We start from the raw sequence: 26,167 nt of genomic DNA on the forward strand, positions 1-26,167 counted from the left end.
ATGGCCTACCAACGCATCCTCGTGCCCGTGGACGGCAGCCCCACCTCGCTGCGCGGGCTGGAAGAAGCCATCCGCCTGGCCCGCAGCACCGGCGGCCGGCTGCGGCTGCTGCACGTGGTGGACGAGCTCACCTTCGCCACCGGTTTCGAGACCGGCGCCGCCTTCGCGGGCGACGTGATGCCGCTGATGCGCGAGGCCGGCCAGGCCATCCTGCAGCAGGCCTGCGCCCGGGCCGAGGTGGCGGGCGTGCCCGCCGAGCCGGTGCTGTGCGACAGCTTCGCCACCCGCGTGTGCGACGCGGTGGCCGACGAGGCCGGCCGCTGGCAGGCCGACCTCATCGTGCTGGGCACCCACGGCCGCCGCGGCGTCGGCCGTCTGCTGCTGGGCAGCGATGCCGAACAGGTGCTGCGCCTGGCCCCGGTGCCGGTGCTGCTGGTGCGTGCACCGGCCAGTGCCTAGCCCCGGGCCGGAAACAGCCCTTGCGGTTTCCAGAACAGCACCGCCGCCATCAGCAGGTAGATGAGGATGGAGGCCAGCGCCGGACCGGCGCCGGAGGCCGCCTCGGGCCCCAGCAGGCCGCCCAGCGCCCAGGGCACGAAGCTGCGGCCCACGGTATCGACCACGCCCACCAGCAGCGCGCCCACCAGCGCGCCGCGCACCGAGCCGATGCCGCCGATCACCACCACCACGAAGGCGAGGATCAGGATGCTCTCGCCCATGCCTACCTGCACCGCCAGCAGCGGGCCCAGCAGGCCGCCGGCCAGCGCGCACAGCGCCGCGCCCGCGGCCAGCACGCCGGTGAACAGGCGCTGCACATTGGCGCCCATGGCCATGGCCATCTCGCGGTGGTGGGCACCGGCGCGCACCTGCATGCCCAGGCGGGTGCGCGTGATCACCAGGTACAGCCCCAGCGCCACCAGCAGCCCCGCGGCGATGATCACCAGCCGGTAGACCGGGTAGCTGAAGCCCGGCCACAGCTCCACCGGGCCGGCCACCGGCGCCGGCAGGTTCAGCATCAGCGGCTGCGGGCCCCACAGCATGCGCACCGCCTCGTTGCACATCAGCAGGATGGCGAAGGTGCCCAGCACCTGCGACAGGTGGTCGCGCTGGTACAGGCGCCGCAGCACCGTCAGTTCCAGCGCCACGCCAAACAGCGCCGTGCCCACGATGCCGGCGCCCAGCCCCAGCAGGAAGGAGCCGCTGGCCTGCGTGGCCGCCGCGGTGAGGTAGGCCCCCACCATGTACAGCGAGCCGTGGGCCAGGTTGATCATGTCCATGATGCCGAACACCAGCGTCAGCCCTGCGGCCAGCAGGAACAGCATCAGCCCGAACTGCAGGCCGTTGAGGGCCTGCTCCGCCAACAGCGTCGCGCTCACGACATCTTGCAGGCGGCGGCGTAGGCGTCGGTGTGGCCTTTGAACACCGTGCCCAGCGTGCGGTTGGTGATGCGGCCCTGCGCGTCCTGCGTCACCACGCGCAGGTAGTAGTCCTGGATCGGGAACTGGTTGGCGTTGAACTTGAAGCTGCCGCGCACCGAGTTGAATTTGGCGGCCTTCAGCGCCTGCCGCACGGCGGCCTTGTCGCCCAGCTGGCCCTTGGTGTCACGCACCGCGGCGTCCATCAGCATGGCCGCGTCATAGCCCTGCGAGGCATACAGCGTGGGCAGCCGCCCATAGGCCTTCTGGAAATCGGCCACGAAGCGCTTGTTGGCCGCGTTGTCCAGGTCGTGCGCCCATTGCGAGGTGTTGAACATGCCCAGCATCGGCGCGCCCACCGCGCCGATCACGTCCTCGTCGGCCGAGAAGCCGGGGCCGAACAGCGTGGCGTCCTTGGACATGCCCGAAGCCACGTATTGCTTGACAAAGTTGATGCCCATGCCGCCCGGCAGGAAGATGTACATCGCATCGGGCTTGGCCGCACGCACCTGGGCCAGTTCGGCCGCATAGTCCAGCTGGCCCAGCTTGGTGTAGATCTCCTGCACCACCTCGCCCTTGTAGAAGCGCTTGAAGCCGGTCAGCGCGTCCTTGCCCGCCGGGTAGTTGGGCGCCAGCAGCGCCACGCGCTTGAAGCCCTTGTCCTGCACCGTCTTGCCCACCGCCTCGTGCTGGTTGTCGTTCTGGTAGCTGACGCTGAAGAAGTACGGGTTGCACTGCTCGCCCGCGTACTGCGAGGGGCCGGCGTTGGCGCTCAGGTAGAAGGTCTTGGCCGCGAAGGTGGGCGCACCCACCGCCAGCATCACGTTGGAAAACACGATGCCGGTCATGAAGTCGACCTTGTCGCGCTTGATCATCCGGTCGGCCAGCTGGCGCGCCACGTCGGGGCTTTGCTGGTCGTCGGCCACGATCACTTCCGCAGGCCGGCCACCGAGCTGGTTGCCGGTGTGCTTGAGCGCCAGGTTGAAGCCGTCGCGGATGTCGATGCCCAGCGCGGCGCCGGGGCCCGACAAGGTGCTGATGAAGCCCACCTTCACCGCATCGGCGGCATGGGCGGCAGGCAGCGCGGCCACAGTGGCAAGGGCTGCGAAGGCGGCCGCCAGCGAGGGCAGGGCGGCAAGGGCAAGGCGCATCGGGTTCTCCTGGAAGGTGGCACAACCACCGGCCAGGCGCCCGGACGCCTCATGGACAGGGTGCGGGGGCGCCAGCCGGAACGGGCCGGAGCTTACCCGCGGCACTCACACCGGCTGCGGCGGTGCTTCCTGCGGGGCGGCCTGTGGCGCATCGTCGAGGCGGATGGCGCCTTCGGCGACGAAGCGCTTGTACTCGGTCAGCGGCATGGCCGTCAGGCCGCGCGATTCGCCTTCGTCCCAGCTCAGGGTGGCGTCGCGCTCGGTCAGCTCCACCTCCACCGGGCCGGGGCGAATCTGGATCTGGGGGCCGTCGCCTTCGCGATAGAAGACCTCGCCAACGATCTGTGCGTGCTGCGTCATGGGGGGCTCCTTCGTGGTTGAGATACAGATGTGTCGACTTGGATGCTCGCAAGCGCTTGTGCGTTCCGCCACCAGACGGGCCCGAACACCGATGTGGCGCTTGTCCTACAGCGGCGCGGCGTCAAACAGCACGTGCGAAGGGGGCTTGTTCCTTCGATGGGTCTGCCCAGCCCTGCGCACAATAGCGACCAGAACGAGGCGAACAACCGACCGCACCATTGGGCGGAATCCCGGAACCCGTGACCGGCGCCAAGACCCCGTCGATGCAGCTTGAACGCTGCGTCGTCCGGTAGCGAGAAGGGCCACCCTGCGGTGGCCCTTTGCTTATTTACAGCCCCAAACTTGCTTCAACAGGCCAGTGATTCGCTGAAACGCCAATCCGGCGCCAGCTGCACGCTGATGGCTTGCAGGTCGACCTCCAGCACCTCGCCGTGGGGCAGCTGCAGCTCGATGCGCTCGGCCGGCTGGTCGCGGCACGGCAGACGCAGTTCCCCGTGCCAGCTTCCCCGCAGGCGCACCCGGCCATCGCGGATGCGGCCGAAGAGGGCGGGCGGGGGCGCCGCGTCAGGGGGCAGCACCCACTGCAGCGCCACGCCACGCGCATAGCCGGCCACGCCCTCGGGCGACACCATGGCGGCGGCCGAGAGCGTCAGCAGCCACCGGCCGTCGGGCTGTGCCTGCACCGCGGCCAATTCGCTGTCGGCCAGCTGCAAGCGCCAGCCGGTGGCCGGGTCGGGCGTGGCCGGTGCGTCCTCCACCGGCACCGGCAGCACCTTCAGGTACAGCACTTCGCGCGGCGACAGCCCCAGCGGCGCGGCTTCTTCCGGCGTGGCCGGGCGCATGCCCAGCCTCTGCATCAGGCCGATCGACCGCTGGTTGCCCGGCTCGGCCGAAGCCAGCAGCAGGCCGATGCGATGCACCGACTGCAGGTGCTCGATCATCAGCGCGGCGGCCTGCCGCGCCAGGCCGCGGCCCCAGTGCCGGCTGCCGAACACCCAGGCCACCCAGCTCACGCCCGGGGCGATGACCGTGGCCTGCACATAACCCACCGGCTCACCCGGCTGGCCGGCCTGCAGCGGCCGCACCACCCAGTTGAACCACTGCTCGCTGCCATCGGCCGAGCGGCCGCGCGCCATGCGCGCGAAAGACTCGCGCAAGTGCTCCAGCGAGGGCGGTGGCCCGTAGTCCAGGTGCTCGTAGAGCGCCGGGTCGGCGAGCACCGGCAGCATGGACTCGGCATGTTCAGGGGTCAGCGGCTCCAGCCGCAGCGCATCGGACATCAACAGGTGCATGGGCCGATCATGCGTCAGCCGGCGTCCATCCCCTTCACCAAGTCCACCACCGCGCTGACGATGGCCTGCGCCTCGGCCACCGTCAGCACCAACGGCGGCAGCAGGCGGATCACCGTGCCATGGGTGACGTTGATCAGCAGCCGGTGGCGCTGCAGCGCACGCAGCGCCAGTTCGCGAGCGGGCCGGTCGAGTTCGATGCCGATCATCAGGCCCAGGCCGCGCACCGCGCGCACGCGCGGATCGCCGGCCAGGGCGGCCTGCAGGCCGGCCAGCAAGGCCTGGCCGCGCTGGGCGGCGCGGGCCACCAGGTCTTCGCGCGCCATCACATCGAGCACGGTGCAGGCGGCGCGGCAGGCCAGCGGGTTGCCGCCGAAGGTGCTGCCATGGCTGCCGGGCGTGAACAGTTCGGCCGCCGCGCCGTCGGCCAGGCAGGCGCCGATGGGCACGCCGCCGGCCAGGCCCTTGGCCAGCGTCATCACGTCGGGCTGCACGTCTTCGTGCTGGCCCGCGAACCAGCGGCCGGTGCGCCCCAGGCCGGTCTGCACCTCGTCCAGCATCAGCAGCCAACCATGCTGGCTGCACAGCGTGCGAAGGCCGCGCAGGTAGCCGGGCGGCGCCAGGTGGACGCCGCCTTCGCCCTGCACCGGCTCTACCAGCAGCGCGACGATGCGGTCGCCATGGGCCGCCTGGGCCGCGGCCACCGCCGCCAGGTCGCCGAAGGGCAGCCGCAGGAAGCCTTCCACATGCGGGCCGAAGCCGGCGCGCACCGCGGGGCTGGCGCTGGCCGAGAGCGTGGCCAGCGTGCGGCCGTGGAAGCCGCCGTCCATCACCAGCACCAGCGGCTGGGCCACACCACGGCGCTGCGCATGCAGCCGCGCCAGCTTGAGCGCGGCTTCGTTGGCCTCCGCGCCCGAGTTGCAGAAGAACGCGCGCCGCAGGCCCGACAGCGCAGTCAGCCGCTCGGCCAGCTGCTGCGCCCACGGGCTGTGGCACAGGTTGGAGACATGCAGGAGCCGGCCCGCCTGGTCGGCGATGGCGGCCACCAGGGCCGGGTGGGCATGGCCCAGCAGGCTCACGCCCACGCCGGCGATCGCATCCAGGTACGCACGGCCCTGCGCGTCCCACAGCGTGGCGCCACGGCCGGCCACGAACTCGACGTCGGAGGGGGCGTAGGTGTCCATCAGCGCCGCGGGCGCCACGCGCCAGGCGGGCAGGGCGGGGGTGGCGGGCAGGGTGGCAGGCGGGTCCAGCAAGGCGTCGGCGTTCATGGGGGCTCCTGAAAGGGTGGTGGGCGCCGCAAGGCCATGGCAGTATGTTTAGTGCGCCAGGCTGGATAAACATGCCGGCGCTGCAATCACTATCCACCCAGAGTTGAAGATGGACCTTCACCAAGCCATGCAGGTGTTCGTCGCGGTGGTCGATGCCGGCAGCCTCACCGCCGCCGGCCAGCGGCTGGAGATGTCCACCACCATGGTGGGCAACCACCTGCGGGCGCTGGAACAGCGGCTGGGCCTGCCGCTGCTGAACCGCACCACGCGCCGGCAAAGCCTCACGCCCTTCGGCGCGCAGTACCACGCGCGCTGCGTCGACATACTGGGCCAGATCGACGCCGCCGAGCGCCTGGCCGAAGACGCACAGGCCAGCGCCGGCGGCACGCTGCGCATCACCGCCACGCCGGCCTTCGGGGCCGAAGCGCTGATGCCGCAGCTGCCCGACTACTTGGCGCTGCACCCGGCGGTGAAGGTGGACGTGGTGCTCACCGACCGCCTGGTGGACCTGGTGGACGAAGGCTTCGACGCCGCGCTGAGACTAGGCACGCTGGACACGCCGCGGCTGGTGGCCCGCCGGCTGCGCGACTACGGGCTGAGCCTGTGCGCCTCACCCGACTACCTGGCGCGCCGGGGTGAGCCGCGGCAGCCGCAGGACCTGGCCGCGCATGACTGCCTGGTGTTCACCTACCCCGCCGGCACCGAATGGCGCTGGACCGAGCAGCAATGGCGCTTTGCCGCGCCCGACGGCGGCGAGGTGGCGGTGCCGGTGCGCGGCCCGGTATCGGTCAACCATGCGCAGGCCCTGCGGCGCGCGGCGCTGGCCGGCCTGGGCCTGGCCATGCTGCCCGAGGTGATGGTGGCCGACGACGTCGCCCAGGGCCGGCTGCAACCGCTGCTGCAGCCCTATGCGCTGCCGCGCCGGCCGATGCACCTGCTGTACGCGCCCGAGCGCCAGCGGTCGCCGAAGCTGCAGGGGTTCATTGCGTTTGCGTTGAAGGCGTTTGGGGGTGGGGTGGGGGTGGGGGGTTGATGGCGGCCGCATTGGGCAGCGATACCAGTGCGATCTGCTGTCTGAAACTCGTACCAGACGGTGCAGGGGAAGCGATAGCACGCGGTAGTGAAGACCGTCCTCATTGGACGGCCACATGTCGGCTTGCTCATGCAGTCCATCGATGGCTGCAACAACCTGGATGCGGAAGGCGTCAGCCGCCATGGGGCTGCGGTCGAGGTACCAGACGAACGCTTCACGAAACTCGCTCCAGGGCGCCGCTGCCATCTCGCCGCGGCGCAAGGCATTTCTGCGCCTGGGCAGCTCGGCGCGCGCCGGGCTTGGCCGATTGACCTCGACCGGCAAGTTCGCCTCCAATGCGCTCGTCCAGGGAGTGGTCGATGGTGTCGAGCCGGCGGAAAAAGTGGGTGTGGGTGGTCTTGCTGCTGGGCGCGTGCGGGGTCGTCTGGCTGCTGGCGCGGCAGCCTGTGCCTCACCCGCCGCTGGAGGTGCGCAGCCCCGGCCCGGTGGACACGGGACTCTGGCCGCCCGCCGCACAGACGCCCGTGTTCGAGCCGATCGCCGCTGCCTCCGAGCCCATGCCGGCGGTGCCGCCCGCCGCCGCACCCGTCGACCCCGGCTTGCGCCAGCGCAGCGAGTGGCTGTCGCGCCTGCGGCTGTCGACCAACCTGCGCGCGCTGTTGAACGAGGCGCAGGCGCGGCCGGAGTTGGGCGGCCTGGTGCTGGCGCAGCGCATCGGTACCTTCTGCAGCGAGGTGGAAGCCTCGAAACAGCCCGGCACGGCACGCATGGACATGGACGTCAACCACCCGCTGTATGCGCGACACCAGTCCACCACCGCCAGGTTGGATGCCTGGTGCAGCAGCCTCGTGGGCGACGAGAACAACGGGTCGTTCGCCCTGACCAACTACATGCGACCCGGCCAGCCCGACCCGATCCTCAATGCGCTCAACGACCTGGTGTTCAAGCGCGGTGACCGCGCCCAGGCACTGGCGGCGGCCTTGCAGCGGTTCGACCCCGTCATGGCCCATGTGCTGTTGCCGATGACGGTGCCCGGTGGCGAGCAACCGCCCGTCGTGTGGTTCAACGGCCGTCGATTCGACACCGAAGCGGACCCGATGGCCGAGACCTCGGCCCTGCCGTTGAGCCACGTCGGGCCTTTGGCTGAATGCGCTTTTGGCGCGCCGTGTACGGCGGCGGATGACAGCATGCTGGCCCTGCAATGCCTGCAAGACCCGATGTACTGCGCCGCCAGCAACCGGCACGAGCTGGTGCAGCTGATGATCTACGACGATCTGGGCCGCGATCCGCAGCTGACGCATGCGCAGAAGGTGGAGATGTCGGCCCAGCTGCTGGCCCGCGCGCAATCGATGGCCGACGAGGTCGTGCGGCAGATTCAGGCGAAAAACATCGCGGCCTTCATGCCGCGCTGAGCCTGAGCATCGCGCCCTGGCTGCCCGCTAAGCGCGCGCCTGCGTCTGGCTCGGCATTTCGCCGAAGCGGGCCTTGTAGTAGCTGGCAAAGCGCCCCGCGTGCGCAAAGCCGAAGCGCAGCGCCGTGTCGGTCACGGTGGCTTGCGGATGCAGCCGCAGGTAGCGGCGGGCGGCCTGCAGCCGGCGTTCACGCACCCAGGCCATCGGCGACAGGTCGTGCACCTGTGCGCACAGCTGGTGCAGCGTGCGCACGCTCATGTTGCCGGCGCGCGCCAGGTCTTCCAGGCTGATGGGCGCGCCAATGTGGCTGTCGATGTAGTGCATCACTGCGTCGATGCGCTGGGCCTGGCGGCTGCCGCCTGCCACCGTGCCGTGGTCCACCGGCACCGGGGCTTCCGTGGGTTGGCCGCTGCCTTGGGCGGTGCGCGCCTGCGCCGCCACGAACATGGCCACGCTGCGCTCGAAGTGGGTGAGCCAGGCCGCGCGCATCGGCGTGTCGGAGGTCAGCGACATCGCACCCAGCAGTGCCTCGGTGTGCAGGTCCCACAGCGCGGTGTGCTCGCGCGGCAGCACATGCCCGGGCCCGATGTCCACCGGCTGCTCGGCCTGCATGCCGGTGACTTCTCGCAGCAGGTTGTGCGGTACGCGGACGATGAGCTGCGCGGTGCCCGGCTGCCAGTGCAGCCGCACGCCGCGTCGCGCCGGCAGCACCGCCGAGCGGCCTTCGGCGATGTAGAGCCGTTGGTCGTCGGTCTCGATCTCCAGCCCGCCCACCAGCGAGGTATGCACCAGGCAGAAGTCGTCGAACGGGTGCGGCGTGACCTCCACCTCGGCACCGTACTTGAGCATGTAGACATGCAGGTGCTCGGTGCGGCCCTTGTGCATCACCGCGTCGGGGGCGCCGCGGCGCCAGCGCAGCGAGTGGTCGGCCAGCTCGCGCGCCACATGGTCGTGCACGGCCACACGCTCGTCCGACCGGAACAAGCAATGCGCCGTGAGCGGCGCGAGGGCTTTGCTTGAGAGGGTCAGTGCCATTTCTGGTGCGTGGTGGGTGGGGGGTGCGTGGGTTTCGCAAGAAGTGGACCGACTGTGCGCGAAGACTGCCAAAGCTGGATAGGTATGGCATTCCCGGGTCTGGACACTGACAGCGTCAAGTCACGCAACAGGTGAAGCCCATGGCGGACACGCCCATCCAGGAACGCGCGCCCAGCGAGCGTTCCATCTCCTTCCCGCAGGCGGACGGGTCGTCCGTGCCTTATGCGGTGTTCAGTTCACAGGCGGTGTACGACCGCGAGCAGGAGCGCCTCTACCGCGGCCCTTACTGGAGCTTCGTGGCCCTGGCCGCCGAGCTGCCCAACGTGCACGACTTCAAGAGCACCTTCGTCGGCGACACGCCGGTGGTGGTCACGCGCACGGCCAGCGGCTTTGCCTGCTGGGTGAACCGCTGCGCCCACCGCGGCGCGATGGTGTGCCGTGAAAAGCACGGCAACGCGGCCAGCCACACCTGCGTGTACCACCAGTGGGCCTACAACTGCGAAGGCGACCTGCAGGGCCTGCCGTTCCGCCGTGGCATCCGCACCGACAACGGCACGCTGGCCGGCATGACCAAGGCCTTCAAGCCCGAGGACCACGGCCTGCAGAAGCTGCGCGCGGTGAACTACAAGGGCCTGATCTTCGCCACCTTCAGCGACGAGGCGCCGCCGATCGAAGACTATCTGGGCCCGGAGATGAAGCCCTGGGTGGACCGCATCTTCCACAAGCCCACGGTGTACCTGGGCTGCACGCGGCAGTACAGCAAGAGCAACTGGAAGCTGTACTTCGAGAACGTGAAGGACCCCTACCACGCCAGCTTGCTGCACCTGTTCCACACCACCTTCAACATCTTCCGCGTGGGCATGCAGGCGCGCTCACTGCCCGATGCGCAGCACGGCCTGCACAGCCTCATCACCGTGACCAAGCCGCCGGTGGAGGCGGACACCGCGGCGGCCTACAAGCAGCAGGACATCCGCTCGATGCAGGAAGGCTTCAGCCTGGAAGACGGCTACCTGCTGGGGCAGATCAAGGAGTTCGACGAGGACTGCACCAACCACATCCAGCCGATCTTTCCGCAACTGGTGATCCAGCAGATCCACAACACGCTGGTGGCCCGCCAGCTGCTGCCCAAGGGGCCCAGCAACTTCGAGCTGGTGTTCCATTTCTTCGGCTACGAGGACGACACGCCCGAGCTGCGCGAGATGCGGCTGCTGCAGGCCAACCTGGTGGGGCCGGCCGGCTACATCAGCATGGAAGACACCGAGGCCACCGAACTGGTGCAGCGTGGCACCGTGCGTGATGGCGACAAGGTCTCGTTCATGGGCATGGGGCTGGACGCACCCGACGAGACGCGCACCAACATCACCGAAAGCCTGATCCGCCGCTTCTGGGCCGGCTACCAGAAGGCCATGGGGTACTGAAGATGGACCAGCAACTCATCCTGTGGCTGGAGATCAATGCCCTCCAGCAGCGTTATGTGCACCTGCTCGACAGCGGCCAGCTCGACCAGTGGCCCGAGCTGTTCACCGAAGACGCCGAGTACAAGATCATCAGCAAGGAGAACGACGACCGCGGCCTGCCGGCGCCCATCGTCTTCTGCCGCAACCGCGCGATGATGCGCGACCGCGTGGTGGCCACCCGGCACGCCAACATCTACGAGGCGCACACCTACCGCCATGCGGTCAGCGGCCTGACGATCGAGAGGATCGACGGCGACGTGGTGGAGACCACCTCCAGCTACATCGTCGTCAACACCGGCCTGGCCGGTGATTCGGTGGTGTACCAGGCCGGCTGCTACCGCGACACCGTGGTCAAGGTGGACGGGCAATGGCGCTACCGGCGCAAGCATGCGGTGTACGACACCTCGCGCGTCTACACCCTGCTGGCCACGCCCATCTGAAGGAGCCCACCATGAGCCAATGGCAAGACGTGGGCGACACCGCCGCCTTCCAGGAAGACGAGCCGCGCGCGGTGACGGTGGCCGGTGAACCGGTGGCCGTGGTGCGTCAGGGCGACGAGTTCTTCGCGGTGCACGACATCTGCACCCACGAGGTGGCCCGGCTGTCCGAGGGCTTCGTGGAAGACGGCTGCATCGAATGCCCGCTGCACCAGGGCCTGTTCGACCTGCGCACCGGGCAAGCCCGCAAGGCGCCGTGCGTGACGCCGGTGCGCGTGTACAAGACCCGCGTGCAGGGCGGGCGGCTGGAAGTGCAGGCGCCATGAAGCGCATCGTCATCCTGGGTGGCGGGCAGGCGGGCGGTTGGGCCGCCCACACGCTGCGCAGCGAAGGCTTCGACGGCACGCTGACGGTGGTGGGTGAAGAGCCGCACCCGCCTTATGAGCGGCCGCCGTTGTCCAAGGCGGTGCTGGCCGGCCGGGCACAGCCCGAAAGCACGCACCTGTTTCCGCCCGACGTGTGGGCCGGCCTGAACCTGGATTGGCGCGCCGGTGCCCGCGCGCTGCGCATAGACCGCGACGCGCGCACGGTGCAGCTGGCCGATGGCACGGCGCTGCCCTACGACCGGTTGCTGCTGGCCACCGGCGGGCGCCCGCGCCGGCTGCCGGTGCCGGGCATGGATCTGCCGCAGGTGCACACGCTGCGCACGCTGGACGATGCCCGGCGCCTGGGCGCTGCGCTGCAGCCGGGCGGCCGGCTGCTGGTCATCGGTGGCGGCTGGATCGGCCTGGAAGTGGCGGCCACCGCGCATGCGCAAGGCCTGTCGGTCACCGTGGTGGAGGCCCGGCCGCGGCTGTGTGAACGCAGCGTGCCGGCCGAAGCCTCGGCCCTGCTGCGGGCGCTGCATGCCCGCCATGGCGTGCGTGTGCTGCTGGGCAGCCAGGTCGAGGCCATCAACGAAGCCCCAACTGAAACCGTCACCGGCGTCACCGTGCGTCTGCAGGACGGCAGCCTGCTGGCCGGCGACACGGTGGTGGTGGGCGTGGGCCTGGTGCCCAACGACGAACTGGCCCGCGAGGCCGGCCTGGCCTGCGCCGATGGCGTGTGCGTGGATGCCGAGGGCCGCAGCAGCGATGCCGACATCTACGCCGCCGGCGACGTGGCCCGCGCGCCCAACCCCTGGGCCGGCGATGCGGTGCGGCTGGAGTCTTGGCAGAACGCGCAGCACCAGGGCATTGCCGTGGCCCGCGCGATGCTGGGCAAGCCGGCCGAAGCGCCGCCCTTGCCCTGGTTCTGGTCCGACCAGTTCGGCGTCAACCTGCAGGTCTACGGCGTCTACCGACCGGGCTGCCACGCCGTGATGCGCGGCCGGCCCGACGAAGACCGCTTCCTGCTGTTCCATCTGCACGAAGGCCGTGTGATCGCGGCGCTGGGTGCCAATGCCGCGCGCGACATGCGGCTGGCGCGCCGCCTCATCGAATCCGGCCAGCCGGTGGACCCGGCCGCGCTGGCCGACCCCGACCGCCCCCTCAACCGCCTCTGATTCCCCTTCCCCACGGAGTTGCCCACCATGCGTCCTCATGCTCTTCTTCGCGTCGCCGCTGCCGCGCTGGCCTTCGGCGTGGCCGGTGTCTCCGCCCAGACCCTCAAGGTGGGCGCCGCGCTCGATCTGTCGGGGCCTTTCGCCGGCCCCGGCGCCGAGGTGCGCGACGGCCTCAACCTGGGCCTCAAGCTTCTGGGCGGCAAGCTCGGCGGCCAGCCGGCCGAGTTGCTGGTGGCCGACACCGCAGGCAACCCGCAGCAGGCGCGCCAGGTGGTCGAGCGCTTCCTGCAACAGGACAAGGTGAACCTGTTCACCGGCCCGGTGGCCAGCAACGTGGCGCTGGCCGTGGCGCCGCTGCTGGCCGCGGCCAAGGTGCCCTACCTCACGCCCAATGCCGGCCCCAGCCAGCTGGCTGGCGCGCAGTGCAGCCCGTACTTCTTCGGCGTCAGCTACCAGAACGATGCGATGCACGAGGCCGCCGGCCAGTACGCCGCCAGCAAGGGCTACAAGAAGGTGATCGCGCTGGCACCCAACTACCCGGCCGGCAAAGACGCGGTCAACGGCTTCAAGCGCCTGTACAAGCAGCCGCTGGCCGACGAGATCTACACCAAGCTGGGCCAGCTCGACTTCGCGGCCGAGCTGGCGCAGCTGCGTGCGGCCAAGCCCGATGCCATCTACATCTTCCAGCCCGGCGGCATGGGCATCAACTTCATCAAGCAGTTCGCGGGTGCCGGCCTGGCCAAGGACGTGGTGCTGATCTCCAGCCCCTTCACCGCCGACGAGGACATCATCCCCGCGGTGGGTGAATCGATGGTGGGGCTGTACAACGCCAGCTCCTGGGCCCACGACCTGGACAACCCGGCCAACAAAACCTTCGTGGCCGAGTTCCGCAAGGCCTACGGCCGCACGCCTTCGCTGTACGCCGCCTTCGCCTACGACGTGGTGTATGCGATGGACACGGCGGTGCGGCTGGCTGGCGCCAAGGCCACCGACAAGGACGCGCTGCGCCAGGCGTTGGCGCGCGGCGGCTTCCCGTCGGTGCGTGGGGCGGTCAAGTACGGCCCCAACCAGTTCATCACCCAGGACTACTACCTGCGTCTGGTGGTCAAGGGCGCCGACGGCAAGGTGACCAACCAGCTGCAGCCGGGCAAGCTGCTGAGCGGCCACCAGGACGCCTACGCGCCCGAGTGCAAGCTGTCGTGAGGCCATGGACGCCATCTTCTTCATCGAGCAGCTGGCCAACGGGCTGGGCTACGGCCTGATGCTGTTCCTGCTGGCGGCCGGCCTCACGCTGGTGTTCGGCATCATGGACACGCTCAACCTGGCGCACGGCTCGCTCTTCATGGCCGGCGCCTACGTCAGCGCCACGGTGCACGCGGCCAGCGGCAGCTTCGTCGCCGCGCTGCTGATCGGCATCGCCGTCACCGTGCTCATCGCGCTGGCGCTGGAGGCCTTGCTGGTGCGGCACCTCTACGGCCGCGACCACCTGTCGCAGGTGCTGGCCACCTTCGGCGTCATCCTGTGCGCCGACGACCTGGTCAAGCGCGTGTGGGGGCCGGCGCCCATCATGGCGCCCACGCCCGCCGCGCTGGCCGAACCGGTGCAGCTGCTGCCCGGCCTGCCGTACCCGGCCTTCCGGCTGCTGATTCTGGTGGCCGGCCTGCTGGCCGCGCTGGGGCTGTACGTGCTGGTCAACCGCACGCGGGTGGGCATGCTGGTGCGGGCCGGTGCGTCCAACCGCGCGATGGCCGAATGGATGGGCGTGCGCGTGGGCCGCATCTTTACGCTGGTGTTCTGCCTGGGCGCTGCGCTGGCGGCGCTGGCCGGCGCCTTGATGGGCCCGATCAGCGCGGTGGAGGTGGGCATGGGCGAGGCCATCCTGATTCCGGCGCTGGTGGTCATCGTCATCGGTGGCATCGGCTCGGTGCGCGGCGCCTTCGTGGCGGCGCTGCTGGTGGGCCTGGTGGACACCGCCGGCCGTGCCTTCCTGCCGCCGCTGCTGCGCGCTTCGCTGCCGCCCACGCTGGCGGCCGACCTCGGGCCCGCCATCGCCAGCATGGCCGTCTACCTGCTGATGGCGGTGGTGCTGGTGGCCAAACCTTCCGGGCTGTTTCCGGCACGCGCCTGAGCCTGCGCCTGAGCTTACGCATGAGCACCATGAAACATCCTCTTCTTCCCTGGCTGGTGCTGGCGCTGCTGGCCAGCCTGCCCTTCGTGCTGCCGGTACTCGGGCTGGGCTACTACGTCGGCTTCGTGCGGCGCCTGATGATCGTCGCGCTGGCGGCCATGAGCCTGAGCTTCCTCATCGGTGGCGGCGGCATGGTGGTGCTGGGCCATGCGGCCTTCGTCGGCGTGGGCGCCTACACCGTGGTGGCGCTGGCCGATGGCGGCGTGGCCTCGGCCTGGGTCATGCTGCCGGCGGCCATCGTCGTCGCGGGCCTGGTGGCCACGCTCATCGGTGCGGTCTCGCTGCGCACCAAGGGCGTGTACTTCATCATGATCACGCTGGCCTTTGCGCAGATGCTGTACTACGCCGTGGTCTCGCTGCGCCGCTACGGCGGCGACGACGGCTACACCCTGCCCATGCCCGCCACGCTGGGCCAGGGCCTGACCACCGCCAGCGGCGATGCGCTGTATGCGCTGGTGCTGGCGGCGGCCGCGGCGGTGTATGCGCTGATGGCGCGGCTGCCGCAGGCCCGCTTCGGCGCGGCGCTGGCCGGCATCCGCGACAACGAGACCCGCATGCAGGCGCTGGGCTACCCGGTGTACCGGCTCAAGCTGGTGGCCTTTGCGGGCGCCGGCGCCATCGCCGGCCTGTCGGGTGCGCTGCTGGCGCTGCAGGACGGCTTCGTCAGCCCCAGCATGCTGCACTGGACGCAGTCGGCCCTGCTCATCGTCATGGTGGTGGTGGGCGGCGTGGGCCACCGCTGGGGCGCACCGGTGGGCGTGGCCCTGTGGCTCACGCTGCAGGAGCTGATGCGCCAGGTCACCGACTACTGGCACTGGCCGCTGGGCCTGCTGCTGGTGGCGGTGGTGTTTTTGGCGCCGCGCGGCCTGGCGGCCCTGCGGCTGGGGCGGAGGGTGGCGGCATGAGCCTCTTTGTGGCTGAAGGGCTGGTCAAGCGCTTCGACGCGCTGCTGGCCACCGACCATGTGAGCTTCAGCGTCGAGCCCGGCCAGCTGCATGCGCTGATCGGCCCCAACGGCGCCGGCAAGTCCACGCTGGTCAACCAGATCTCGGGCCTGCTGCAGCCCGATGCCGGCCGCCTGCTGCTGGACGGGCAAGACATCACCCGGCTGCCGCCGCATGCGCGGGTGGCGGCCGGGCTGTCGCGCTGCTTCCAGGTGACCAGCGTGTTCAAGGGCCAGACGGTGCTGGACAACCTGCTGCTGGCGGTGCAGGCGCATGCCGGCAGCAGCTTCCACTTCCTGCGCAGGCGCGCGGCCGAGGCGGCCTTGCAAGACCAGGCGCTGGCCCTGGCCGCGCGCACCGGCCTGGCCGAGGTGCTGGCCGTGCCCGCTGGTGAGCTGCCGCACGGCGCCCAGCGCAAGCTGGACGTGGCGCTGGCCATTGCCGCCCGACCCAAGCTGCTGCTGCTGGACGAACCCATGGCCGGCATGGGCCCGGCCGAATCGGCCGAGATGGTGACGCTGATCGGCGCGCTGCGCCGCGAGATGGCCATCCTGCTGATCGAGCACGACATGGACGCGGTGTTCAAGCTGGCCGACCGCATCACCGTGCTGGTGTACGGCAAGGTGCTGGTCAGCGGCAGCGCCGACGAGATCCGCGGCCACCCGCAGGTGCAGGCCGTGTACCTGGGCACCGAAACCACGGAGGCGACCCATGCCTGAAGCACTTCTCAGCTGCCGCGGCCTGCAGGCCGGCTATGGCGCCAGCCAGGTGCTGTTCGACGTCGGCTTCGACATCGCGCCCGGCCAGGTGGTGACCCTGCTGGGCCGCAACGGCATGGGCAAGAGCACCACCATCAAGACGCTGATCGGCGCGCTGCGGCTGCGTGCCGGTGAGCTGCGCTTCGGCGGCCACACGCTGGGCGGCCTGGCCGCCGATGCGGTGGCGCGGCTGGGCATCGCCATCGTGCCCGAGGGGCGGCAGTGCTTTCCCAACCTCACGGTGCATGAACACCTGGTGGCCTTTGCCGCCCACCGTAACGGCCAGCGCGACGCCTGGACGGCCGAGCGCATCTACCAGGTGTTTCCGCGCCTGAAGGAGCGGGCGCGCAACCTGGGCAATCAGCTGTCGGGCGGTGAGCAGCAGATGCTGGCCATCGGCCGTGCGCTGTCCACCAACCCGCGGCTGCTCATCCTGGACGAGGCCACCGAAGGCCTGGCCCCGGTGATCCGCGAAGACATCTGGCGCTGCCTGCGCCAGCTCAAGGAAGCCGGGCAGACCACGCTGGTGGTGGACAAGTACATCGACCGCCTGGTGGCCCTGGCCGACCACCATGTGATCCTGGAACGCGGGCGCGTGGTGTGGCAGGGCAACTCGCCCGCGCTGTCGGCCGACCGGGGGCTGTGGCAGCGGTACCTGGGGGTGTAGCGACGGTGGGCCGGTGCCTCACCGCGCCGACACCAGCGCCACGCCGGCCGTGGTCACCACGATGCCCAGCGCGCTGAGCGGCGTGGGCACCACGCCGAACATCGCCCATTCCAGCAGCACCGCCACGATGGGCGTGAGAAACAGCAGGCTGGTCACGCGGGTGGCATGGCCGCGGCGCATCAGCAGGTGCAGGACATTGGTGGCCAGGATGGACGAGAACAGCACCAGGAACACCACCGCGGCCAGCAGCGGCCCGGCCCACTGCACCCGAAAGCCTTCCACACCCCAGGCCAGCGGCGCCAGCACGGCCAGCGACAGCGCGAACTGGATCAGCGAGGCGCTGCGCAGGTCGGCCGTGGGGCAGTAGCGGCGCTGGTACAGCGTGCCGGCGGTGATGGCGGTCAGCGAGATCGCCACCGCCAGCAGCGCCTTGGCGTTGACGGCCTGCACGTCCACCTTGTGCCACACCACCAGGGCCACGCCCAGCAGCCCGACCGCCACGCCCAGCCACTGCCGCGCGTTGAGGCGCTGGTGAAGAAAGCGGTGCGCAATCAAAGCCGTGAACAGCGGCTGCGTGGCCAGCAGCAGGGCGGTGATGCCGGCCGACAGGCCCAGCGTCTGCGCATGGTGGCTGCCGCCCAGGTTGATGGCATGCATCAGCAGCCCGGCCACGCCGATGTGCGCCCACTCGCGCCGCGTGGCCGGCCAGCGCGGCCGCGACCACAGCAGCCAGGGCAGCAGGCACAACACGCCCAGGCTGAAGCGCAGCGTGAGAAAGGTGAAGGGCGCGGCGTACTGCAGCCCCGTCTTGCTGGCCAGGTAGCCCGAGCCCCACACCAGCACGAAGAACCAGGCCAGCGCGGTGTCGGTGCGCGGCGCGGGCGGCGTCTGGGGCAGGGCGGGGGTGGTGGTCATGCAGTGCCCATGGTGCCTCACCCAGCCGCGCCTGGCCCGCAACGGCGCAACGTCCACCGGCTGCACCGGCTATCCGCGCCTGGCAGCTTCTTGCCACCGGCGCGCCTGCCCACGCCGCAGACGGCTGGCCGGCCCGCACACTGGGCACTCCTGGCCCCCTGGGCCGCCACCCCTGTTGCGATTGTCATGTCCACGCGCCATTCCTATGCGCCGGCCCAGGGCCACCGCCTGCGCCACGATCCGCTGGCCGCCATCCTGGGTCCGCGGCCCATCGGCTGGATTTCCACGCTCAGCGAAACAGGCGTGGCCAACCTGGCGCCCTACAGCTTCTTCAACGTCTTCAACTACCGGCCGCCCATCGTGGCCTTCTCCAGCGTCGGCCACAAGGACACGGTGCGCCATGCGCAGCGCAGCGGCCAGTTCGTGTGCAACCTGGCCACCCGCGCGCTGGCCGAGGCGGTCAACCACTCCAGCATCGAGGCGCCGCCCGGCACCAGCGAGTTCACGCTGTGCGGCCTGACGCCGCGCGCCAGCACGCTGGTGCAGGCCCCGGCGGTGGCCGAGAGCCCGGTGAACCTGGAATGCGAGGTGCTGCAGGTGCAGCGCCTGCACGACCGCCAGGGCCGCCCGCTGGACACCTGGATGGTGCTGGGCGAAGTGGTGATGGTGCACATCGACCCGCCACTGCTGTGCGGCCCCGACGGCACCTACGACACCGCCGCTGCCGCCCCCATCCTGCGCGGCGGCGGCCCGGCCGACTACTTCGAGGTCACGGCGGCAGCGCGGTTTGAGATGCGGCGGCCGGCGCCTCAACCGCAGTCAGGCGCCACTTGATGCGCGGCGGCTGCGCCGGGCGATGTACGCCTTGAGCACGCCGTCCATGCGGGATTGCCAGCCTTCACCTGTGGCCTTGAAGTACGCCAGGACTTCGGGGCTGTAGCGGATGGATACCAACTGCTTCCTGGCTTCGAGCGGAGGCCTGCCGCGCAGGGCGCGTGCCGGCACCATGGCCTTCAGCTGAGCGGGGGTCAGAGGGGGCGCGTCAGGGTCAGCCTTGGCGGCTGCGGTGATGGCGCGGTCCTCTTCCGCGGTCGGCATCACGACATTGGGGCGCTTACGTTGCTTGGACATGGTGCTTCACCTCGCGGCGATGGGCGCGGCGCAGGCTCCTGTGTAGCGACTGCCGATCCACATGTCAAAGCTGCCCGTCCGGCACCAGCGCCTGCAGCAGCCCCACCAGCTGCTGCCAGCGGGCATCGCCGAACTGCTGGCGTTGCTGGTGCTGGTGGGCCTGCGCCTGCTGGATCAGGCGGCGCACCGTGGTGTGGCCGGCGGGGGTGATGCGCAGCAGGGTCTGGCGGCGGTCTTGCGGGTCGGGCTCGCGCTGCACCAGGGTCTGTTGCGCCAGGCGGTCGATCAGCCGCGTCAGCGTGGGCTGCTTGGTGGCCGCGCGGCGGGCCAGCAGGCCCAGCGGCACCGGGCCGCCATCGGCCAGCGTGGCCAGCACCCGCCACTCCAGCACCGACAGGCCCGCCGCACGCACCTGCTCGGCGAAGTCGCCCACCAGGTGGGCGGCGGCCTGCGTCAGCAGCGCCGGCAGGTACTGGGCGACGAAGCCGCCCTCTGCGGGCGGCGCCGCGGGCAGCTCGTCAATAGCGCCCACTGAGCAAGGCCCCGCCACCCGGGATGTGCGTGGGCAGGTTCAGCTGCTTCAGCATCTGCCAGGTGGTGGCCACCGCGGCCGACAGCGTGGGAATGCCCGATGCGTCCTGCACCTTCTGGATGGAGGGCAGCGAAGGCATCTGCACGCAGGCCGACAGCACGATGCCGTCGATGCCGCTGCGGTCCAGCCGCTGGTAGATCTCCAGCAGGTTGGCCGGGTTCTGCGCCGCCACCGCCAGGTTGTCGGGGATCTCCAGCGCCACGTAGTCCTTCACCTCCACGCCTTCGTGCTCGATGTAGTCCACCACCAGCTTGGTCAGCGGCTTCATGTAGGGGCAGATCACGCTCACCCGCTTCATGCCCATCGCATGCAGGCCTTCGATCAGCGCGCCGGCGCTGGTGACCACCGGGGCGGCGTTGCCATTGGTCTCGGTGGCCAGCTGCAGCCGCGCCTGCGACTGGCGGTGGTAGCCCAGGCCCATGCTCATGATGGCCACCAGGCAGGCATAGCCCAGCACATCGACCTTGGCGTCCGACAGCTCCAGCGCGCAGCGGTCGCTGTCGCGGTCCATGGCTTCCAGCTCTTCCTTCACCACCTTCTTCATCCGCATGCGGCTGGAGTGGAAGGTGAAGCGCTCGGGCGCCACCAGTTCGCGCGCCCGCAGCAGCGCCGGAATCTCGGTTTCCATCGTCGTGTTGGACGAAGGCACGATCTGCCCCACGCGGATGGGGCGGGCAACGAAGTCGAAGCTCATGCGGAGGCCTCCGGGCTCACGGTCAGGTCCAGGCCCTGCAGCGCATCGGCGCTGGCGGGGTCGATGAAGCGCGCCGCCGCCAGCGGCTGGCGGTTGACGCGCAGGTCGAAGATGTCGAAGCGGTTGTAGTGGCCGGTGATGTCGTGCATCTGCCGCGGCTGCAGGCATTTGCCGAGGTCGATCTCGGCATAGGCGATGCCTTCGACGTCGATCAGCGGCTGGCCGATGACGCGGCCGTCGGGCCCGATGAAGCCCGAGAACGCGCTGTTGGGCCGGGCCAGCAGCTCACGCGCCTCGGGGTGGGTGGCGGCCATGGCATCCACGATCTCGCCCGACACGGTGGAGCAGGACACCACCGTGAACAGCTTGCCCTCGAAGCTGTGGGCCGCCGCCCGCAGGCGGATGGCCTCGGCCATGTCGTAGTCCTTGGGCGCCACCGGCAGCGCGATGTAGCTGGCCACGTGCACCAGCTCACCCTGCGCCAGCAGCGAGAAGCGCGCCAGCGTGTTGGTGTTTTCGCCGCAGGCCAGCGAGCCCAGCTTGCCGATGGGCGTGTCGTGCACCCGCAGCGCCGAGGCATCGCCCGGCGCCCAGGTGAGCTTCTCGGCCCAGGTGGGCACCAGCTTGCGGTGGCGGCCCAGCAGGCGGCCGTCTTCGCCGATGGTGACCAGCGTGTTGTAGATGGTGCCGATGCTCTGCGGATGCCGCTCGTTGACGCCGATCACCACATGGATGCGGTGGCGCGCCGCGGCCTGCGCGATCTTGCGGATCTCGGGGCCCGGGATCTCGATGGCCGAGCGGGCCAGCTTGTCGAACCAGGGGCTGCCGTCGATCGGGTTCATCACCCAGCTCCAGTACGGGTAGCCCGAGACGAACACTTCCGGAAAGGCCACCAGCCGCGCGCCGTTGGCGGCGGCCTCGGCGATCAGCCGGCAGGCCTTGTCCACCGTGGCGTCGGTGTCCAGGAAGACGGGCGCGGCCTGCACGGCCGCGGCCTTGAAGGTGGGTAGCTGCAGCATGCCGCGCCCCGACCTCAGACCGCCACCACCGGGTGGCGCAGGCGGCCGATGCCCTGCACCTGGCCCTCGATCACGTCGCCCGGCCACACCCATTCCTGCGGGCTGCGGCCGGCGCCCACGCCATCGGGCGTGCCGGTGGCGATGATGTCGCCCGGCTCCAGCGTGATGCCGGCGCTCAGGTCGGCGATCAGCTCGTCCACCTTGAACAGCATGTGGCGGGTGTTGGAGCTTTGCTTGGTGATGCCGTTGACCGTCAGGCTCAGGTCCAGCACCTGTGGGTCGGGGATCTCGTCGGCGGTGACGATGCACGGGCCCATCGGTGCATAAGTGTCCTGGCCCTTGGAGTAGATCCACTGGCCGGCGCGGCGGCAGTCGCGCGCGCTCATGTCGATGATCACGGTGTAGCCGAACACGTGGTGCAGCGCCTGCTCCACCGCCACGCGCTTGGCGCGGGTGCCGATGACCACGCCCAGCTCGATTTCCCAGTCCAGCTGCTGCGTGATCTTGGCGTTGTGCTCGATGGCGTCGCCGGGGCCGATGACGGTGGTGGGCGGCTTGGAGAAGATCACCGGCTGCTTGGGCAGCTCCTTCGAGGTGTCCAGCGTGCGGGCCGATTCGGCCACGTGCTCCACGTAGTTCAGGCCGATGCCGAACAGGTTCTTGCGCGGCCGCGGAATCGGCGCCAGCAGCTTCACGTTGGCCAGCGGCCAGCTGGTGCCGTCCGGGAAGCGGCCTTCGAACGAGGCCAGCAGCTCGGTGGTGCTGCGCACGGCCTGCGGGCCCAGGTCGATGAAGTCCAGCATGTCGGCCGGCAGGCTCTGGCCGCGCTGGGCGGCCAGCAGGGCCAGGTCCACGACCTGGTGGTCGACGATGGCGCCCAGGCGGGCGGCGGCCAGGATGTCGGCGCGGTAGGTGACGAGTCGCATGGAAAAGGTCTCCGATGAGGTGAAGAAGCAGGCGAGGGCGTCAGCCCGTCACCGGTTGGTGGCCGTCGTTCTCGGCCAGCGCCTGTTCGCGGTACAGGCCCAGGGCGTTGATCGTGGGCAGGTCATGGAAGGCGAAGAGGCAGGCGTCTTCGCTGCCGCTGGCATTGGCGTGCTCGTGGAAGGCCCAGGACGGCACGCAGAAGATGTCGCGCTCCTGCCAGTCGAAGCGCTGGCCGTTGATCACCGACCAGCCTTTGCCCTTGGCCACCTGGTACAGGAAGCTGCCGGTGTGGCGGTGGGCCTTCGTGTGCTCGCCGGGGCGCAGCAGCTGCATCGAGGCGCCCACCGTCTGCATCACCGGCCCGCCGGTCAGCGGGTTCACGTAGTTCATCAGCACGCCGTCGAAGGGGCTGCCGTCGCTCACCGCGGCCTGGCGCACCAGCGCCTCGTAGGTGGCTGCCCATTCGTACTTGAAGAGCGGCGAGTAGGGCTTGGTCCAGCCGTGCTGCAGCGGCTGCAGGCCGGCGCCGGCCCAGGCCGCCACCAGGTCGTTCACCGGGCGCGTCACGGCCTGGTGCAGGTCGGGGTGCACCGCGTAGAAGTTGGCCTCCATCGCGTTGACCAGCGGAATGTCCAGCCCGTCCTGCCAGATGCAGGGCGTGCCGTCCTCGGCCACGCCGTGCTCATGCCAGGTGCCATTGGGCGTGATGACGAAGTCGCGGGCGGCCAGCGTCACCTGGTGGCCGTCGACGATGGTGTAGGCGCCGCTGCCTTCCATGATGAAGCGCAGCGCCGAAGCCGCATGCGCATGGGCCGAGGCGCGCTCGCCCGGCTTCATCACCTGCAGCCCGGCATACAGCCAGCCCACCGCGGCCGAGACGTCGCGGCGGCCCGGGTTGTCCAGGTACACCACGCGGCGGCCGGCCTTCTCGGGCGTCACCAGGTCGACCGAGCGCAGCACGTGCTCACGCAGGTCGCGGTAGCGCCACAGCACCGGCACCGAGGCCGACTGCGGCTGCCACGGCTCGATCTTGTTGGCCACGGTCCACAGCGCGCCGGTCTTCAGCCGTTCCAGCTCGGCGTAATAGGCCAGCAGCTCGGGTGAGTCGGCCACGTCGGCGCGGCCGGCCACCGATTCGCGGTATTGGTCGTAGTTCGCTTGGGTCATCGCAGGGCTCCTGCTCAGGCGGGGGTCGAGAAAGGCTTGGCCAGCACACGCTCGAACTGCGTGCGCGCCGGCTCGATGGCCGGGTGCCAGGCCACGCCGCCACGGCCCAGGCGCACCAGCTCGCGGTGCAGCCAGGCCGGGTCGCTCATGAAGGGGCGGCCGATGGCGCACAGGTCGGCGCGGCCGGAGGCGATCACGCTGTTGACCTGGTCGGCCTCGGTGATGGCGCCCACGGCGATGGTGGGCACCCGCGCCTCGTTGCGGATGCGGTCGGCCATCGGCGTCTGATAGAGGCGGCCATACACCGGCCGCTGCTCGGGCGTCACTTCGCCGGTGGACACGTCCACCAGGTCGGCGCCGGCCTGCTTGAACTGGCGCGCCATCTCGATGGCGTCGTCCACCGTGGTGCCGCCTTCGGCCCAGTCGGTGGCCGAGAGCCGCACCGACATCGGCCGATCGGCCGGCCAGGCGGCGCGCATGGCGGCCAACACCTCCAGCGGGTAGCGCAAGCGCTTGGCCAGCGAGCCGCCGTAGTCGTCCTCACGCTGGTTGGTCAGTGGCGACAGGAAGCTGGACAGCAGGTAGCCGTGGCCGGCCTGCAGCTCCAGCCAGTCCACGCCGGCCTCGGCCGCGCGGCGGGTGGCGGCGACGAAGGCCTCGCGCACCGCGTCCATCTGCGCGCGGTCCATGGCCGCGGGCACGGCAGAAACCCCGGGCTTGTAGGGCAGGGCCGAGGCCGACAGCAGCGGCCAGCCTTCGGCCAGCGGCTGGTCGGCCGGCTCCCAGCCCGGCTGCACCGCGCCGCGGCGGCCGGCATGGCCCAGCTGCAGGCCGAAGCGGGCCGGCGTGTGGCGGTGGATGAAGTCGGCGATCGCCGCGATGCCGGCCTGCTGCTCGGCATTCCACAGCCCGGTGTCGGCCCGGGTCATGCGGCCTTCGGGCGTCACCGCGGTCATCTCCATCATCACCAGGCCGGCGCCGCCCAGCGCCCGGCTGCCCAGGTACATGCGGTGGAAGTCGCCGGCCACGCCGTCGTCGGCCGCGGCTTGCAGCAGCGTGGGCGACACGACCACGCGGTTGCGCAGCGTCAGGCCGCGGGCGGTGTAGGGCGTGAGCATGGGCAGCGGCGCGGCTTGCGCCTCGGGCGCCTGCACCCCTGCCTGGCCGGCCAGCCAGCGCTCATAGCCGGCCACCCAGGCCGGGTCGCGCAGGCGCAGGTTCTCGTGCGAGATGCGCTGCGAGCGTGTGAGCAGCGAGTAGGTGAATTGCTCGGGCGCCAGGTCGGCGTAGCGGCGCACGTTCTCGAACCACTCGGTGGAGTTGCGCGCGGCGTTCTGGATCTTCAGCACCTCCACGCTGCGCACTTCCTGGTAGTGGGCCAGGCCGGCGCGCAGGTCGCCTTGCGCGCCTTTCAGGCAGCGGGCCAGCTCGATCGCGTCTTCCAGCGCCAGCTTGGTGCCCGAGCCGATGGAGAAGTGCGCGGTGTGGGCGGCGTCGCCCATCAGCACGACGGGGGTGTCGCCGTTCCAGTGCACCCAGCCGCCGCAGATCACCCGCGGGAAGCGGATCCAGATGGCCGAGCCGCGCAGGTGCGAGGCATTGCTGATCAGCGCCTCGCCGTCCAGCCAGGGCGCGAACAGGCGCTCGCAGAAGGCGATGCCTTCTTCCTGGCTCATCTGGTCGAGGCCGCTCTTGTGCCAGCAGTCGTCGGGCGTTTCCACGATGAAGGTGGACAGCCCGTTCTCGAAGCGGTAGGCATGGGCCGCGAACCAGCCATGCTCGGTTTCCACGAACAGGAAGTTGAAGGCGTCGAACACCTTGCGCGTGCCCAGCCACACGAAGCGGCAGTGCCGGGTGTCGATGTCGGGCTGGTAGGTGGCGGCGTAGCGGGCGCGGGTGGGGCTGTTGATGCCGTCGCTGGCGATCACCAGGTCGGCGCCGTACTGGCGCGCGATGGCCTGGTCGTCGCTGACGGTGGTTTCGAACACCAGCTGCACGCCCACGTCTTCGCAGCGCGCCGGCAGGATGTTGAGCAGCCGCTTGCGGCCGATGCCGATGAAGCCGTGGCCGGTGGTGCGGATGGCCCGGCCCTTGAAGTGCACCTCGATGTCTTCCCAGCGCGAGAACTCGTCGGCGATGCTGCGGGCCGAGACGGGGTCGGCCTCGTGCAGGTGGTCCACCGTGGCGTCGGAGAACACCACGCCCCAGCCGAAGGTGTCGTAGGGCCGGTTGCGTTCAACCACCACCACTTCGTGGCTCGGGTCCTGCAGCTTCATCAGCAGGCCGAAGTACAGGCCGGCGGGGCCGCCGCCAATGCAGACGATCTTCATGCGTGTGCTCCCAGCGCGTGGCGCAGTTCGGGGGGGATGGGAATGGCTTCGTGCGTGACCAGCGAGGTGGTCACCAGGGTCTGGCGGGCCTGCATGCGCAGCTGGCCATCGCTGCCGCGGCAGGCCAGCTCCAGCACCAGCGAGCGGCTGCCCACGTGGGCCACGTCCAGCGTCAGCGCCACGTCGTCGCCCATGCGGCTGATGGCCTTGAAGTCGGCCTCGATGCGCACCGAGGGCATGCCCTGCCGGCGGCCCAGGATGTAGCCGGCAAAGCCGCCATCGGGCAGCAGCTGGTCGACCCAGGCTTCCAGCAGGTCGTTGAACATCACGAAGTACTGCGGGTAGAAAACGATGCCGGCGGGATCGCACTCCGAGAAGCGGATGCGGTGCGCGCGGCGGAAATGCCGTGGCGTGGCGGTGGTCATGCGGTAT

The 26,167-nt window shown here is 70.3% G+C and carries 28 protein-coding genes; 13 read left to right on the forward strand and 15 right to left on the reverse strand.

The window, feature by feature from the left end; all coding sequences use genetic code 11:
* The gene (locus tag MW290_RS07415; RefSeq protein ID WP_250194041.1) at positions 1–459 is read left to right on the forward strand and encodes a universal stress protein; all 459 of its coding nucleotides are present in this window, start codon (positions 1–3) and stop codon (positions 457–459) included.
* On the opposite strand, the gene MW290_RS07420 is transcribed toward MW290_RS07415, so the two are convergent.
* The 5 genes from MW290_RS07420 to MW290_RS07440 form a co-directional block, all read right to left on the reverse strand.
* Positions 456–1,376, reverse strand: a complete 921-nt coding sequence (locus MW290_RS07420) for a branched-chain amino acid ABC transporter permease (RefSeq protein WP_250194042.1) — start codon at positions 1,374–1,376, stop codon at positions 456–458. The two genes, MW290_RS07415 and MW290_RS07420, sit on opposite strands and share 4 nt — an antisense overlap.
* A complete protein-coding gene (locus tag MW290_RS07425) occupies positions 1,373–2,566 on the reverse strand; it encodes an ABC transporter substrate-binding protein (RefSeq protein ID WP_250194043.1) in 1,194 nt (397 codons plus the stop codon). Before MW290_RS07425 ends, MW290_RS07420 begins: the two co-directional genes overlap by 4 nt.
* Positions 2,567–2,671: 105 nt before the next feature.
* Entirely contained in the window at positions 2,672–2,926 is a 255-nt protein-coding gene (locus tag MW290_RS07430; protein WP_250194044.1) for a hypothetical protein, read from the reverse strand.
* Positions 2,927–3,273: 347 nt separating this feature from the next.
* A complete protein-coding gene (locus MW290_RS07435; protein WP_250194045.1) occupies positions 3,274–4,218 on the reverse strand; it encodes a GNAT family N-acetyltransferase in 945 nt (314 codons plus the stop codon).
* Positions 4,219–4,232: 14 nt separating this feature from the next.
* Positions 4,233–5,399, reverse strand: coding sequence for an aspartate aminotransferase family protein (locus tag MW290_RS07440; RefSeq protein WP_250196617.1), 1,167 nt, complete (start codon positions 5,397–5,399; stop codon positions 4,233–4,235).
* 196 nt (positions 5,400–5,595) lie between these two features.
* Between MW290_RS07440 and MW290_RS07445 the strand changes: the two genes are divergently transcribed.
* The gene (locus MW290_RS07445; RefSeq protein WP_250194046.1) at positions 5,596–6,519 is read left to right on the forward strand and encodes a LysR family transcriptional regulator; all 924 of its coding nucleotides are present in this window, start codon (positions 5,596–5,598) and stop codon (positions 6,517–6,519) included.
* A gap of 386 nt (positions 6,520–6,905) precedes the next feature.
* Complete coding sequence (locus MW290_RS07450; RefSeq protein ID WP_250194047.1) at positions 6,906–7,931, forward strand: hypothetical protein; 1,026 nt, start codon at positions 6,906–6,908, stop codon at positions 7,929–7,931.
* 27 nt (positions 7,932–7,958) lie between these two features.
* Here the strand turns inward: MW290_RS07450 and MW290_RS07455 are convergent, their stop codons facing one another.
* A complete protein-coding gene (locus MW290_RS07455; protein ID WP_250194048.1) occupies positions 7,959–8,915 on the reverse strand; it encodes an AraC family transcriptional regulator in 957 nt (318 codons plus the stop codon).
* 191 nt (positions 8,916–9,106) lie between these two features.
* Between MW290_RS07455 and andAc the strand changes: the two genes are divergently transcribed.
* Genes andAc through MW290_RS07500 form a run of 9 tightly spaced genes read left to right on the forward strand, consistent with a single transcriptional unit; the run spans position 9,107 to position 16,960 of the window.
* Positions 9,107–10,384: an anthranilate 1,2-dioxygenase large subunit AndAc gene (gene andAc / locus MW290_RS07460; protein ID WP_250194049.1), complete on the forward strand. Its 1,278-nt coding sequence runs from the start codon at positions 9,107–9,109 to the stop codon at positions 10,382–10,384.
* 2 nt (positions 10,385–10,386) lie between these two features.
* Positions 10,387–10,863: an anthranilate 1,2-dioxygenase small subunit AndAd gene (gene andAd, locus MW290_RS07465; RefSeq protein ID WP_250194050.1), complete on the forward strand. Its 477-nt coding sequence runs from the start codon at positions 10,387–10,389 to the stop codon at positions 10,861–10,863.
* Complete coding sequence (gene andAb / locus MW290_RS07470) at positions 10,860–11,186, forward strand: anthranilate 1,2-dioxygenase ferredoxin subunit AndAb (RefSeq protein ID WP_375142832.1); 327 nt, start codon at positions 10,860–10,862, stop codon at positions 11,184–11,186. The genes andAd and andAb overlap by 4 nt, the downstream gene beginning before the upstream one ends.
* Entirely contained in the window at positions 11,183–12,403 is a 1,221-nt protein-coding gene (locus MW290_RS07475) for an NAD(P)/FAD-dependent oxidoreductase (RefSeq protein WP_250194052.1), read from the forward strand. The genes andAb and MW290_RS07475 overlap by 4 nt, the downstream gene beginning before the upstream one ends.
* Before the next feature lie 27 nt (positions 12,404–12,430).
* Complete coding sequence (locus MW290_RS07480) at positions 12,431–13,606, forward strand: ABC transporter substrate-binding protein (protein ID WP_250194053.1); 1,176 nt, start codon at positions 12,431–12,433, stop codon at positions 13,604–13,606.
* A gap of 4 nt (positions 13,607–13,610) precedes the next feature.
* Positions 13,611–14,531, forward strand: coding sequence for a branched-chain amino acid ABC transporter permease (locus MW290_RS07485; RefSeq protein ID WP_250194054.1), 921 nt, complete (start codon positions 13,611–13,613; stop codon positions 14,529–14,531).
* Positions 14,532–14,551: 20 nt separating this feature from the next.
* Positions 14,552–15,496, forward strand: a complete 945-nt coding sequence (locus MW290_RS07490; protein ID WP_250194055.1) for a branched-chain amino acid ABC transporter permease — start codon at positions 14,552–14,554, stop codon at positions 15,494–15,496.
* The gene (locus MW290_RS07495; protein ID WP_250194056.1) at positions 15,493–16,254 is read left to right on the forward strand and encodes an ABC transporter ATP-binding protein; all 762 of its coding nucleotides are present in this window, start codon (positions 15,493–15,495) and stop codon (positions 16,252–16,254) included. The genes MW290_RS07490 and MW290_RS07495 overlap by 4 nt, the downstream gene beginning before the upstream one ends.
* Positions 16,247–16,960, forward strand: a complete 714-nt coding sequence (locus MW290_RS07500) for an ABC transporter ATP-binding protein (RefSeq protein ID WP_250194057.1) — start codon at positions 16,247–16,249, stop codon at positions 16,958–16,960. The genes MW290_RS07495 and MW290_RS07500 overlap by 8 nt, the downstream gene beginning before the upstream one ends.
* Positions 16,961–16,978: 18 nt before the next feature.
* Here the strand turns inward: MW290_RS07500 and MW290_RS07505 are convergent, their stop codons facing one another.
* Positions 16,979–17,875: a DMT family transporter gene (locus tag MW290_RS07505; RefSeq protein ID WP_250194058.1), complete on the reverse strand. Its 897-nt coding sequence runs from the start codon at positions 17,873–17,875 to the stop codon at positions 16,979–16,981.
* 186 nt (positions 17,876–18,061) lie between these two features.
* Between MW290_RS07505 and MW290_RS07510 the strand changes: the two genes are divergently transcribed.
* Positions 18,062–18,709 carry a flavin reductase family protein gene (locus MW290_RS07510; protein WP_250194059.1) on the forward strand — a complete coding sequence of 216 codons (648 nt, stop codon included), beginning with the start codon at positions 18,062–18,064 and terminating at the stop codon, positions 18,707–18,709.
* Here the strand turns inward: MW290_RS07510 and MW290_RS07515 are convergent.
* The 8 genes from MW290_RS07515 to MW290_RS07550 all read right to left on the reverse strand — a co-directional run bounded on the left by MW290_RS07515 (position 18,695) and on the right by MW290_RS07550 (position 26,160).
* The gene (locus tag MW290_RS07515; protein WP_250194060.1) at positions 18,695–19,006 is read right to left on the reverse strand and encodes a BrnA antitoxin family protein; all 312 of its coding nucleotides are present in this window, start codon (positions 19,004–19,006) and stop codon (positions 18,695–18,697) included. The two genes, MW290_RS07510 and MW290_RS07515, sit on opposite strands and share 15 nt — an antisense overlap.
* Before the next feature lie 64 nt (positions 19,007–19,070).
* Positions 19,071–19,538, reverse strand: a complete 468-nt coding sequence (locus MW290_RS07520) for a MarR family winged helix-turn-helix transcriptional regulator (RefSeq protein WP_250194061.1) — start codon at positions 19,536–19,538, stop codon at positions 19,071–19,073.
* The gene (locus tag MW290_RS07525; RefSeq protein WP_310740060.1) at positions 19,525–20,292 is read right to left on the reverse strand and encodes a maleate cis-trans isomerase family protein; all 768 of its coding nucleotides are present in this window, start codon (positions 20,290–20,292) and stop codon (positions 19,525–19,527) included. The genes MW290_RS07520 and MW290_RS07525 overlap by 14 nt, the downstream gene beginning before the upstream one ends.
* On the reverse strand, positions 20,289–21,311 hold the full coding sequence (locus tag MW290_RS07530; protein WP_250194062.1) for a carbon-nitrogen hydrolase family protein: 1,023 nt from the start codon (positions 21,309–21,311) through the stop codon (positions 20,289–20,291). Before MW290_RS07530 ends, MW290_RS07525 begins: the two co-directional genes overlap by 4 nt.
* 14 nt (positions 21,312–21,325) lie before the next feature.
* Positions 21,326–22,237, reverse strand: a complete 912-nt coding sequence (locus MW290_RS07535) for a fumarylacetoacetate hydrolase family protein (RefSeq protein WP_250194063.1) — start codon at positions 22,235–22,237, stop codon at positions 21,326–21,328.
* A 40-nt stretch (positions 22,238–22,277) separates the two neighbouring features.
* Entirely contained in the window at positions 22,278–23,405 is a 1,128-nt protein-coding gene (locus MW290_RS07540; protein ID WP_250194064.1) for a cupin domain-containing protein, read from the reverse strand.
* Positions 23,406–23,419: 14 nt separating this feature from the next.
* Complete coding sequence (locus MW290_RS07545) at positions 23,420–25,735, reverse strand: bifunctional salicylyl-CoA 5-hydroxylase/oxidoreductase (protein WP_250194065.1); 2,316 nt, start codon at positions 25,733–25,735, stop codon at positions 23,420–23,422.
* Complete coding sequence (locus MW290_RS07550; protein WP_250194066.1) at positions 25,732–26,160, reverse strand: acyl-CoA thioesterase; 429 nt, start codon at positions 26,158–26,160, stop codon at positions 25,732–25,734. The genes MW290_RS07545 and MW290_RS07550 overlap by 4 nt, the downstream gene beginning before the upstream one ends.
* Between the last annotated feature and the right edge of the window lie 7 nt (positions 26,161–26,167).

The organism is Aquincola tertiaricarbonis, assembly GCF_023573145.1.
GTDB classification, from domain to species: Bacteria; Pseudomonadota; Gammaproteobacteria; order Burkholderiales; family Burkholderiaceae_C; genus Aquincola; species Aquincola tertiaricarbonis_B.

Excerpts from the sequence above, each read along its gene's own strand:
- MW290_RS07415 (WP_250194041.1), top strand. The coding sequence starts at position 1 with ATGGCCTACCAACGCATCCTCGTGCCCGTGGACGGCAGCCCCACCTCG.
- MW290_RS07425 (WP_250194043.1), bottom strand. The coding sequence starts at position 2,566 with ATGCGCCTTGCCCTTGCCGCCCTGCCCTCGCTGGCGGCCGCCTTCGCA.
- MW290_RS07430 (WP_250194044.1), bottom strand. The coding sequence starts at position 2,926 with ATGACGCAGCACGCACAGATCGTTGGCGAGGTCTTCTATCGCGAAGGC.
- MW290_RS07435 (WP_250194045.1), bottom strand. The coding sequence starts at position 4,218 with ATGCACCTGTTGATGTCCGATGCGCTGCGGCTGGAGCCGCTGACCCCT.
- MW290_RS07440 (WP_250196617.1), bottom strand. The coding sequence starts at position 5,399 with ATGGACACCTACGCCCCCTCCGACGTCGAGTTCGTGGCCGGCCGTGGC.
- MW290_RS07445 (WP_250194046.1), top strand. The coding sequence starts at position 5,596 with ATGGACCTTCACCAAGCCATGCAGGTGTTCGTCGCGGTGGTCGATGCC.
- andAc (WP_250194049.1), top strand. The coding sequence starts at position 9,107 with ATGGCGGACACGCCCATCCAGGAACGCGCGCCCAGCGAGCGTTCCATC.
- andAd (WP_250194050.1), top strand. The coding sequence starts at position 10,387 with ATGGACCAGCAACTCATCCTGTGGCTGGAGATCAATGCCCTCCAGCAG.
- MW290_RS07475 (WP_250194052.1), top strand. The coding sequence starts at position 11,183 with ATGAAGCGCATCGTCATCCTGGGTGGCGGGCAGGCGGGCGGTTGGGCC.
- MW290_RS07480 (WP_250194053.1), top strand. The coding sequence starts at position 12,431 with ATGCGTCCTCATGCTCTTCTTCGCGTCGCCGCTGCCGCGCTGGCCTTC.
- MW290_RS07485 (WP_250194054.1), top strand. The coding sequence starts at position 13,611 with ATGGACGCCATCTTCTTCATCGAGCAGCTGGCCAACGGGCTGGGCTAC.
- MW290_RS07490 (WP_250194055.1), top strand. The coding sequence starts at position 14,552 with ATGAGCACCATGAAACATCCTCTTCTTCCCTGGCTGGTGCTGGCGCTG.
- MW290_RS07495 (WP_250194056.1), top strand. The coding sequence starts at position 15,493 with ATGAGCCTCTTTGTGGCTGAAGGGCTGGTCAAGCGCTTCGACGCGCTG.
- MW290_RS07500 (WP_250194057.1), top strand. The coding sequence starts at position 16,247 with ATGCCTGAAGCACTTCTCAGCTGCCGCGGCCTGCAGGCCGGCTATGGC.
- MW290_RS07505 (WP_250194058.1), bottom strand. The coding sequence starts at position 17,875 with ATGACCACCACCCCCGCCCTGCCCCAGACGCCGCCCGCGCCGCGCACC.
- MW290_RS07510 (WP_250194059.1), top strand. The coding sequence starts at position 18,062 with ATGTCCACGCGCCATTCCTATGCGCCGGCCCAGGGCCACCGCCTGCGC.
- MW290_RS07515 (WP_250194060.1), bottom strand. The coding sequence starts at position 19,006 with ATGTCCAAGCAACGTAAGCGCCCCAATGTCGTGATGCCGACCGCGGAA.
- MW290_RS07525 (WP_310740060.1), bottom strand. The coding sequence starts at position 20,292 with ATGAGCTTCGACTTCGTTGCCCGCCCCATCCGCGTGGGGCAGATCGTG.
- MW290_RS07530 (WP_250194062.1), bottom strand. The coding sequence starts at position 21,311 with ATGCTGCAGCTACCCACCTTCAAGGCCGCGGCCGTGCAGGCCGCGCCC.
- MW290_RS07535 (WP_250194063.1), bottom strand. The coding sequence starts at position 22,237 with ATGCGACTCGTCACCTACCGCGCCGACATCCTGGCCGCCGCCCGCCTG.
- MW290_RS07540 (WP_250194064.1), bottom strand. The coding sequence starts at position 23,405 with ATGACCCAAGCGAACTACGACCAATACCGCGAATCGGTGGCCGGCCGC.
- MW290_RS07545 (WP_250194065.1), bottom strand. The coding sequence starts at position 25,735 with ATGAAGATCGTCTGCATTGGCGGCGGCCCCGCCGGCCTGTACTTCGGC.
- MW290_RS07550 (WP_250194066.1), bottom strand. The coding sequence starts at position 26,160 with ATGACCACCGCCACGCCACGGCATTTCCGCCGCGCGCACCGCATCCGC.